The following is an 8816-nucleotide window of genomic DNA, read 5'->3' as shown; positions in this document are numbered from 1 at the left end:
TCGACCTCTTCCCGGGGCGGCCGTCATGTGCTGTGCTGTCGGCCATGGTTGACATGGTTGACAGCGCAGCGGCGGGGACGCCCCACCCGACCGTCCCGCTCGCCCCGATGACGGTGCCGGCCCACCAGGCCGAGGCCCGTGGCAAGGCCTTCCACGACGTGATGGCGCAGCGCCGGACCGTCCGCGACTACAGCACCCGGCCGATCCCGGACGGGGTGGTCGAGTGGGCGGTGCGCACCGCGAGCACCGCGCCCAGCGGCGCGCACGTGCAGCCCTGGCGGTTCGTGGTGATCACCGACCCGGAGCGCAAGCGGCTGCTGCGCGAGGCCGCCGAGGCCGAGGAGCGCGAGTTCTACGGCCACCGGGCGTCCGAGGAGTGGCTGACCGCGCTGGCGCCGATCGGCACCGACTGGCAGAAGCCGTTCCTGGAGGACGCGCCGGCCGTGATCGTGGTCTTCGAGGTGCACAAGGGCCCCCACTCGCCGCGCCCGTACTACACAAAGGAGTCGGTGGGGATCGCGGTCGGGCTGCTGCTGGCCTCGCTGCACCAGGCCGGGCTGGCGACGCTGACCCACACGCCGAGCCCGATGCGGTTCCTCAACGAGGTGTGCGACCGCCCGGCGGAGGAGCGCGCCGCCTACGTCATCCCGGTCGGCTACCCGGCCGAGGGGGCGCGCGTCCCGGACCTGCGGCGCAAGGAGCTCGACGAGGTGATGATCCGGCTCTGACGCGCCGGGCGCAGCGGCCGCACCCGCCGGACGGAGGGGCCCCGGATGCGTCTCCGTCCGGATGTGGCAGGTTCGGGCCAAGGACATAATCGCGGCCATGAGCCCCGCACAGTCGCAGTCCTGCGAGCCCCTCCGGGCCGCGCCGGAGATGACCACCGGGCGGCCGCCCGAGCTGTTGCGGCTGCCCGGCGGCCTGTCCCTGCACCGCCGCCGCAGCACCCACGCACCGGCCCTGAACCGGGCCGTGCGCGCCAACCTGGAGCACCTGCGGCCCTGGATGGAGTGGGCGGCCGAGGCCCCCAGCCGGGCCCGGACCGCCGAGCTGACCCGGGCCGGCACCGCCGCCTGGGAGGCCGGGACGGACTTCATGTACCTGGCCGAGCTGGACGCGGCGCCCGGCCGGGTGGTCGCGGCCCTCGGGCTGCACGGGCGGATCGGCCCGGGCGCGCTGGAGATCGGCTACTGGGTCGCCGCCCGGCACGTCGGCCGCGGCATCGCCACCACGGCCGCCGGGGCACTGACCGAGGCCGCGCTGGCGCTGCCCGGGATCGCCCGGGTGGAGATCCGCTGCGACCGGGCCAACACGGCCAGCGCGGCCGTCCCGCGCAAGCTCGGCTACCGGCTGGACCGGATCGCCGAGGCCTCCGTCCGGGCTCCGGCGGAAACCGGACGGCAGCTGGTGTGGATCAAGGAGCGCTGAGCCCCCGGATCACCGGCGGCCCCGCGCGCCGGATCAGGCCCCGCGCCCCGGGTCAGTGGTAGCGCCCGCCCTCCGCGGCCGGCAGCGCGTCCAGCTCGGCCAGGTCGGCCGCCGAGAGCTCGACCGCGGCCGCGCCCGCGTTGTCCACCAGGTAGCGCGGCGTCTTGGTGCCCGGGATCGGGAAGACGTGCCGGCCCTGCGCCAGCACCCAGGCCAGGGCGACCTGCGCGGGCGTGGCGCCGATCCGCTCGGCGATCGCCCGGACCTTCCCGACCAGTTCCAGGTTGGCCTGCAGCGCGTCCCGCTGGAAGCGCGGCAGCCGGCGGCGGAAGTCGTCCTCGGGCAGCTCGTCGAGCGAGGTGATGTTCCCGGTCAGGAAGCCCCGGCCGAGCGGCGAGTACGGCAGGAAGGCGATGCCGTGCTCCTCGGTGTACGGCAGCACCTCGGCCAGCGCGTCCCTCGTCCACAGCGACAGCTCGGACTGCACCGAGGCCACCGGGTGCACCGCCCGGGCCCGTTCGATCTCCTCGACGGACACCTCGGAGAGCCCGATCAGGCGGACCTTGCCGGCCCGGACGGTCTCGGCCAGCGCGCCCCAGGTCTCCTCGATCGGGACGGCCGGGTCGACCCGGTGCAGCTGGTAGAGGTCGAGGTGGTCGGTGCGCAGGCGGCGCAGGCTGTCGTCGATCGAGCGCCGCACGTGCTCGGGGCTGCCGTCGCGGGCGCCGTCCGAGCCCACCGCACCCGGGACCATGCCGACCTTGGTGGCCAGGAAGGCGCGCTCGCGGTACGGGCCGTCCAGCGCGGCGCCGACCACCTCCTCGTTGGTGTACGGGCCGTACATGTCGGCGGTGTCGATCAGGGTGACGCCGAGGTCCAGCGCCTGGCGGATCACGCCGACGGACTTCTCGTCGTCCCGGTTGCCCACGTCGTAGGCGAAGGTCATCCCCATGCAGCCGAGGCCGATGACACCGACCTCCGGGCCGTTGCTGCCGAACGGGGCGTTGCGCATGACGGTACTCCTGTCTGGTTTCCGGCTGGTCCCACGACCGATCGGGCGTCGTGGGCGATCCGCTCCGGGGAGTTGATCAGATCTGATGAACGATCAAGTCCCTTGGAGAGTTGCCGGAACGCCTGACGGAACGCCCGACGGGACACGTACCGGAACCGCTACCCCGCCGGCTTCCGCAGCCAGTCGCCGAAGCCGCCGTCGAGCACCAGCCGGGCGAGCCGGGCGTAGCCGCCCGCGCCCGGGTGCGCGCCGTCCGCCGCCGCGGCCTCGGCCGTCCAGACCGGGTCGGCGGCCAGCGCCCCGGTGACGTCGACGAAGGGCACCCCGAACCCGGCGCAGGCCCCGGCCAGTTCGGGCACGAGCGCGGTCAGCCGGCCCAGGTGCGCCGCTCCCCCGCCGACCACCGGCGGCGGGCCGACCACCAGCGCGGCGACCCCCCGCGCCCGGGCGCCGTCGAGCAGGGCGGCGAGGTTGGCCAGGGTGTCCGCGGGCCGGACCCGCGGGCCGCCGTCCCGCTCGATCGCGTCGTTGGCGCCGAAGGAGAGCACCAGCCGGTGGTCGGCCCCGGGCCGGGTGCGGGCCTCGACCTCCGCCCAGCAGCGCCGCCGCACCTGGGTGGAGGTGTCGCGGCGGACCCCGAGGTTGAAGGCGGTGGCGTCCGGGGCGGCGGCCTGGAGCACCCGGCCGACCCAGCCGCGGAACTCCGGGTCGCCGAGGCCCTGGACGAAGGAGTCGCCGAGGAAGAGGATCCGCGGCCCGTCGAAGGGGTCACCGGTCGCCGTTCGTATGGTCATCGGGCCAGGTTAGGGGTGCGTACGGGGCGTGCGCCTCCGCTTTCACCACCGGGCCCCGGCACCCGGGCGTCAGCCCCGGAGGTTCGCGGCCGGACGGCCCGCCGGGCCCCGACGGCCGGGCCCCCGGCCGACCCGCCGTACAAACCGGCGCGAAGGGGCGCGCCGCCGCACGCCCCACACCACCGGGCGCCGCCCGTCCGGTCTTGGCAGGGCTCGCCGCGACGGTCGACGCTCGGTCCGCACGCGATCATCTCGACCGATCATGCTGCCGATCATCTCGGCCGACCATCACGGAACTTGGGGAATTCATGTCGCTCTCGCGCACCCGCGCCGCCGCCCTCGCCCTCGTCGTCGCCACCACCACCGCGCTGGCCACCGTCTCGCTGGTCGCCCCGGCCCAGGCGGCCGGCGGGCACCGGACGGCCAGCCGCTTCGACGACGGCAGCTTCGAGTACCCCAAGGCCCCGGCGAACAACTTCACCGACCTGGTCGCCGGCCAGACCGTCGGCCCGTGGCAGATCACCGGCGGCAGCATCGACCTGATCGGCGCGGGCTACTGGCAGGCCGCCGAGGGCGACCAGTCCATCGACCTCAACGGTTCCAACCCCGGCACCATCGCCCAGACCTTCGCCACCACCCCCGGCACCACCTACTCGGTGAGCTACGCGCTGGCCGCCAACCCCGACGGCGGGCCCGCCGTGCGGACCGGGAAGGCGCTCATCGACGGGCAGGACTTCCAGGACTTCAGCTTCGACGTCACCGGCAAGACGAGGGCCGCGATGGGCTACGTGGGACGGCAGTTCACCTTCGTCGCGTACAACTCCTCGACCACGCTGACCTTCCAGAGCACCGTCGGGGGCGGCTACGGACCGGTGCTGGACGACGTGCGGGTGAAGGAGTGCAAGCCCTGCTGCAACTGATCGGGGGGCCAGACACGCCTTAGGGGAGACGGCTCCTTAAACCCGCCCTAAAACCTGCCCTCGGAAGGCCCCCGGTAGCCGGGAAGTGCTTGACGTGCACAGCTGGTCTAGTCCAGTTTGATCCTCAGCACCGCGCTCCTCCCCGCACCGGACCGGCCCCCATGCTGCCGCCCGCCCCGCGTCTCCCCCCTTCGCGGCGCGGGCGGCCCCACGTCCCGAGAGGCGACCCCCATGCCCAGCGCGCTCCAGCACGCCCCCACCCACCGCCGCCCGGCCTCCACCCGGACGAAACTGCTGAGCCTCGCCGCCGCCACCGCGCTCGCGGCCGGCGGCCTCGCCACCCTCGCCGGGAACGCCGGTGCCGCCGACGCCAACCTGCTGGCCAACGGCGGCTTCGAGAGCGGCGCGCTCGACCCGTGGAGCTGTTCCGCCGCCACCGGCAGCATCGTCAACTCCGGCGCGCACAGCGGGACGTACGCCCTCAAGGGGGCGGCGAGCGCGAGTGACACCGCGCAGTGCGGCCAGACCGTGAGCGTCCAGCCCAACACCACGTACACCCTCAGCGCCTGGGTGCAGGGCCAGTACGTCTACCTCGGCGCCACCGGCAACGGTGTCACCGACCCCGCCGTGTGGACCCCCGGCGGCGCCAACTGGCAGCAGCTGAACGCCAGTTTCACCACCGGCCCGAGCACCACCAGCGTCACCGTCTACCTGCACGGCTGGTACGGGCAGGGCGCCTACCTCGCCGACGACGTCAGCCTCTACGGCCCCGGCGGCGGGCCGACCACCCCGCCCACCACCCCGCCGAGCGGCACCCCCACCGGCGGACCGACCACCCCGCCGCCGAACGTCGCGCTGCCGGTGGCCCCGTACATCGACATGGGCGCCTGGCCCACCCCGTCCATGCCCGACATGGCCAAGGCGGGCGGCGTCAAGGGCTACAGCATGGGCTTCGTCACCGGCGTCGGCTGCAAGGCCAGCTGGTTCAACGCCTATGACCCGCGCACCGGTTGGGCCAAGGACCAGGTCGACGCGCTGCGCGCGGCCGGCGGCGACGTCAAGCTCTCCTTCGGCGGCGCGGCCGGCACCGAACTCGCGGCCGCCTGCACCGACGTGAACTCGCTGTTCACCGAGTACGACGCGGTGGTCAACGCCTACAACCTGCGCTACGTCGACTACGACATCGAGGGCGCGGCGGTCGCCGACACCGCCTCCAACGACCGCCGCTCCGCCGCGCTCGCCAAGCTCCAGCAGGCCCACCCGGGCCTCAAGGTCTCGCTCACCCTGCCCGTCCTGCCCGAGGGCCTGACCAGCGACGGCGTCGCCATCGTCAAGTCCGCCCGGGACGCCGGGGTCAACCTCGACCTGGTCAACATCATGGCGATGGACTACTACCGCACCGGCAGCGACTACGGCAACGCCGCCGTCCAGGCCGCGCAGTCGACCTTCGGCCAGCTCAAGGCGCTCTACCCGGCGAAGACCGACGCCCAGCTGTGGGCCATGGTCGGGGTCACCCCGATGATCGGCGAGAACGACGACCACCAGATCTACAACCAGGCCGCCGCCCAGCAGTTGACGACCTTCGCCCAGCAGAACCACCTCGGCCTGCTGGCCTTCTGGGACGCCACCCGGGACGCCAACGCCTGCACCGGCTCGCTGGCGAAGTGCACCAACATCACGCAGCAGCCGTACGAGTTCGCGAAGATCTTCAGCAAGTACACGGGCTGACGCGACGAGTGATCAGGGGTGCCGGCAGGCCGGGGGGCCGCCGGCACCCCGTCGCGTTCGGGGCCCGCGCGTGAACCGACGGCCGTACCCGCGTCCGGAAAGCGCGTGTGGTGCGAACCGTTCGAACGGGAACCATCTAGCATGCGGTAGCGCCGTCCACACGGACGGTGACCACCCCTGCTGAGATGGGAGTCCCCCGTGCGCCACCGCCTGCTCCGCGCCGCCCTCGCCTGCTCCGCCGCCCTCGGTCTGGCCCTCGCCACCGCCCCCGCCGCCCACGCGATGCCGACCGCCGCACGGTGTCCCAAGGGGCACCTCTGCCTGTGGGAGGGCCCGCACATGACCGGGCGCCTGCTGTTCAACGAGGACGCCCACGTCACCAAGGACGGCTTCAACCTGCGCGAGATCGACGACATCGAGCCGCCGATCTTCCCGCGCTCGGCCGTCGACCCGCTGCCGGACGACTTCGGCTGCATCATCCGGCTGAACGACCAGCCCAACTTCGGCGGCGCCGAGCAGGAGCTCAACAGCTTCGGCCCGCACGAGCTGGACGGCCGACGGGTCGCCTCGATCACCCCCGACTGCGGCTGACGCCCAGCCGACGCCCGACCCGGCCCCCGGCGGAAATTGGCATCTCATCGTCCCGGACCGTCCACTACTGTCCCTCCCACCTGTACGAAACGAGGGGGCGGACATGACGGTCCGGGACGACCATCATCAGCTGATCAACGACATCACGCCGACCAGCGGTGCCGCCTGCGCGGCCGACCTCACCGCCTGCGCGGCCGCCGTCTCCCCCGAGGAACTCGCCGCGTTCAGCCGCACCCTCGGCCGGCTGCGCGCCCTCCCCTCCCAGGACCGCACCCGGCTGCACGCCGAGCGGCAGCTCAGCTCCTTCGTGATGGAGAGCCGCAAACGCCGCCGCCAGGAGGCCAAGGAGTCCGTCCGGCAGGCCGACGTCGAGCTGCTCGCCGCCACCGCGACCGGCGCCCGGCACCGCCGCGAGGACACCCCGCTCGCCCCGGCCCCCGGAGGACCGCTCGGAGAGCTCCAGGTGCCCCGCCGGTGCTACGTCTGCAAGCAGCAGTACCAGCAGGTCGACGCCTTCTACCACGCGCTCTGCCCGGACTGCTCGGCCGACAACACCACCCGCCGTGCGCTCTCCACCGACCTGCGCGGACGGCGCGCCCTGCTCACCGGCGGGCGGGTGAAGATCGGCTTCCAGCTCGCGCTGATGCTGCTGCGGGACGGCGCCGAGCTGATCGTCACCAGCCGCTTCCCGCAGGACACCGTCCGCCGCTTCCGCGCCGCCGAGGGCAGCGAGGCCTGGTTCGAGCGGCTGACCGTGGTCGGCATCGACCTCCGGGACCCGCGCCAGGTCCTCGGCCTCACCGAGCAACTCCGCGCCGACGGGCGACCGCTGGACATCCTGGTCAACAACGCCGCGCAGACCCTGCGCCGCCCGCCGGAGTCCTACGCCCTGCTGGCGGCGGGCGAGTCGACCGCCCTGCCGGGCGCCGACCGCCGGGCGATCGCCCATGCGCCCGGGTTCCGGCCGCTCACCGATGTCGCCCAACTTCCCTCGGGCGCAGGAGCGTTGATCGACCTCACCGACGAGGCCGGGCTGCTGCCCGACCTCGCCCCCACCAACTCCTGGTCCGCCACGCTGGGTTCGCTCGACCCGACCGAGCTGCTGGAGACCCAGTTGGTCAACTCGCTGGCCCCGGCGCTGCTCTGCGACCGACTGCTGCCGCTGCTGCTCGCCTCGCCGCGCCGCGCCCGCTACATCGTCAACGTCACGGCGGTGGAGGGCCGGTTCGCCGTCCGCAACAAGACGGCGCGCCACCCGCACACCAACATGGCCAAGGCCGCGCTCAACATGCTCACCCGCACCAGCGCGGCCGAACTCGCCCCGCAGGGTGTGCACATGTGCGCGGTGGACACCGGCTGGATCACCGACGAGAACCCGGCGCCGGTCAAGGCCCGGATCGCCGCCCGGGGGTTCCGCACCCCGCTGGACATCGTGGACGGCGCGGCCCGGGTGTACGACCCGATCGTGCGCGGGGAGGCGGGGCACCCGGTGTCGGGGGTGTTCCTCAAGGACTACCGGGTGGCGGAGTGGTGAAAGTGGTGACGGTGGCTACGGCTCAGGTGTCGTAGCCACCGTCCCAGGGGCACTCAGCGACCGGTCGGCAGGTTCGCGCCGCCGGTGCAGTCGAGCACCACGCCGGTGACGAAGGTGTTGGCGGCGAACATGTGGATCGCCCGGGCGACGTCCTCCGGGCGGCCGACCCGGCCGACGGGGGTGGTGGCCGCGAGGCCGTCGAAGAGGGCGGTCCGCTGCTCGGCCGGGACGCGGTCCCACCACGGGGTGTCGATGACGCCGGGCGAGACGGCGTTGATCCGCAGCGGGGCGAGTTCGACGGCCAGCGGCGGGACCATCGCCTCCAGGGCGCCGTTGATGGCGGCCAGTCCGGCGGTGCCGGGGAAGGCGGAGCGGGCCGAGGCGGCGGTGATCAGGGTGACCGAGCCGTCCTTGCGCAGGTGCGGCAGGGCCGCCTGCAGCACCCGGACCTGGGGCCAGAACTTGGCGTCGAAGCCGTGGGCGAGGTCGGCCAGGTCGAGCTGGGCGAACGGGCCGCTGCCGGCCGCGCCGCTGACCGCGACGACCAGGTGGTCGACGGTGCCGGCCTCGGCGAAGAAGGCGGCCAGGGCGGCCGGGTCGGTCGCGTCGAGCTGGGCACCGCTGGTCCTGCCGCCGATCCGGGCGACGGCGGCGTCCAGCTTCTCGCGGTCGCGGCCGGTGATCACGACCTCGGCCCCGTCCGCCGCGAAGGCGGCGGCGGTGGCCTCACCGATGCCCGAGCTGCCGCCCATGACGACGACGCGGTGTCCGGCGAAGAGGTTCGATGCAGTGCTCATGGTGGTGCCTTT

Annotated in this window: 9 protein-coding genes; 6 read left to right on the top strand and 3 right to left on the bottom strand. The window is 73.8% G+C overall.

Annotated features, from left to right (window positions below; genetic code table 11):
• Nucleotides 1-53 precede the first annotated feature (53 nt).
• Nucleotides 54-728, top strand: coding sequence for a nitroreductase family protein (locus ACIP4P_RS38280; protein ID WP_350514579.1), 675 nt, complete (start codon nucleotides 54-56; stop codon nucleotides 726-728).
• A 97-nt stretch (nucleotides 729-825) separates the two neighbouring features.
• Nucleotides 826-1428 carry a GNAT family N-acetyltransferase gene (locus ACIP4P_RS38275; protein ID WP_400927054.1) on the top strand — a complete coding sequence of 201 codons (603 nt, stop codon included), beginning with the start codon at nucleotides 826-828 and terminating at the stop codon, nucleotides 1426-1428.
• Nucleotides 1429-1480: 52 nt separating this feature from the next.
• On the opposite strand, the gene ACIP4P_RS38270 is transcribed toward ACIP4P_RS38275, so the two are convergent.
• Both ACIP4P_RS38270 and ACIP4P_RS38265 read right to left on the bottom strand, forming a co-directional pair.
• Nucleotides 1481-2440 (bottom strand): aldo/keto reductase, encoded by a 960-nt coding sequence (locus ACIP4P_RS38270; protein ID WP_400927051.1) that lies wholly within the window; start codon nucleotides 2438-2440, stop codon nucleotides 1481-1483.
• Nucleotides 2441-2598: 158 nt separating this feature from the next.
• Entirely contained in the window at nucleotides 2599-3234 is a 636-nt protein-coding gene (locus ACIP4P_RS38265) for a GDSL-type esterase/lipase family protein (RefSeq protein WP_400927048.1), read from the bottom strand.
• A gap of 308 nt (nucleotides 3235-3542) precedes the next feature.
• Between ACIP4P_RS38265 and ACIP4P_RS38260 the strand changes: the two genes are divergently transcribed.
• From ACIP4P_RS38260 to ACIP4P_RS38245, 4 genes are all read left to right on the top strand, one after another.
• Nucleotides 3543-4154, top strand: a complete 612-nt coding sequence (locus ACIP4P_RS38260; protein WP_400927046.1) for a choice-of-anchor C family protein — start codon at nucleotides 3543-3545, stop codon at nucleotides 4152-4154.
• A gap of 231 nt (nucleotides 4155-4385) precedes the next feature.
• The gene (locus tag ACIP4P_RS38255) at nucleotides 4386-5882 is read left to right on the top strand and encodes a carbohydrate binding domain-containing protein (protein WP_400927043.1); all 1497 of its coding nucleotides are present in this window, start codon (nucleotides 4386-4388) and stop codon (nucleotides 5880-5882) included.
• A gap of 198 nt (nucleotides 5883-6080) precedes the next feature.
• Nucleotides 6081-6473: a peptidase inhibitor family I36 protein gene (locus tag ACIP4P_RS38250; protein ID WP_400927040.1), complete on the top strand. Its 393-nt coding sequence runs from the start codon at nucleotides 6081-6083 to the stop codon at nucleotides 6471-6473.
• 103 nt (nucleotides 6474-6576) lie between these two features.
• Nucleotides 6577-8007 carry an SDR family NAD(P)-dependent oxidoreductase gene (locus ACIP4P_RS38245; RefSeq protein ID WP_400927037.1) on the top strand — a complete coding sequence of 477 codons (1431 nt, stop codon included), beginning with the start codon at nucleotides 6577-6579 and terminating at the stop codon, nucleotides 8005-8007.
• A 53-nt stretch (nucleotides 8008-8060) separates the two neighbouring features.
• On the opposite strand, the gene ACIP4P_RS38240 is transcribed toward ACIP4P_RS38245, so the two are convergent.
• Nucleotides 8061-8804: an SDR family oxidoreductase gene (locus ACIP4P_RS38240; RefSeq protein WP_400927034.1), complete on the bottom strand. Its 744-nt coding sequence runs from the start codon at nucleotides 8802-8804 to the stop codon at nucleotides 8061-8063.
• Nucleotides 8805-8816 lie beyond the last annotated feature (12 nt).

The organism is Kitasatospora sp. NPDC089509 (assembly GCF_044749365.1).
Classification (GTDB): Bacteria; Actinomycetota; Actinomycetes; order Streptomycetales; family Streptomycetaceae; genus Kitasatospora.
This window is presented reverse-complemented; position numbering and strand designations above follow the sequence as displayed.

Coding starts and splice junctions, on each gene's coding strand:
- ACIP4P_RS38280 (WP_350514579.1), top strand. CDS start 54: ATGGTTGACAGCGCAGCGGCGGGGACGCCCCACCCGACCGTCCCGCTC.
- ACIP4P_RS38275 (WP_400927054.1), top strand. CDS start 826: ATGAGCCCCGCACAGTCGCAGTCCTGCGAGCCCCTCCGGGCCGCGCCG.
- ACIP4P_RS38270 (WP_400927051.1), bottom strand. CDS start 2,440: ATGCGCAACGCCCCGTTCGGCAGCAACGGCCCGGAGGTCGGTGTCATC.
- ACIP4P_RS38265 (WP_400927048.1), bottom strand. CDS start 3,234: ATGACCATACGAACGGCGACCGGTGACCCCTTCGACGGGCCGCGGATC.
- ACIP4P_RS38260 (WP_400927046.1), top strand. CDS start 3,543: ATGTCGCTCTCGCGCACCCGCGCCGCCGCCCTCGCCCTCGTCGTCGCC.
- ACIP4P_RS38255 (WP_400927043.1), top strand. CDS start 4,386: ATGCCCAGCGCGCTCCAGCACGCCCCCACCCACCGCCGCCCGGCCTCC.
- ACIP4P_RS38245 (WP_400927037.1), top strand. CDS start 6,577: ATGACGGTCCGGGACGACCATCATCAGCTGATCAACGACATCACGCCG.
- ACIP4P_RS38240 (WP_400927034.1), bottom strand. CDS start 8,804: ATGAGCACTGCATCGAACCTCTTCGCCGGACACCGCGTCGTCGTCATG.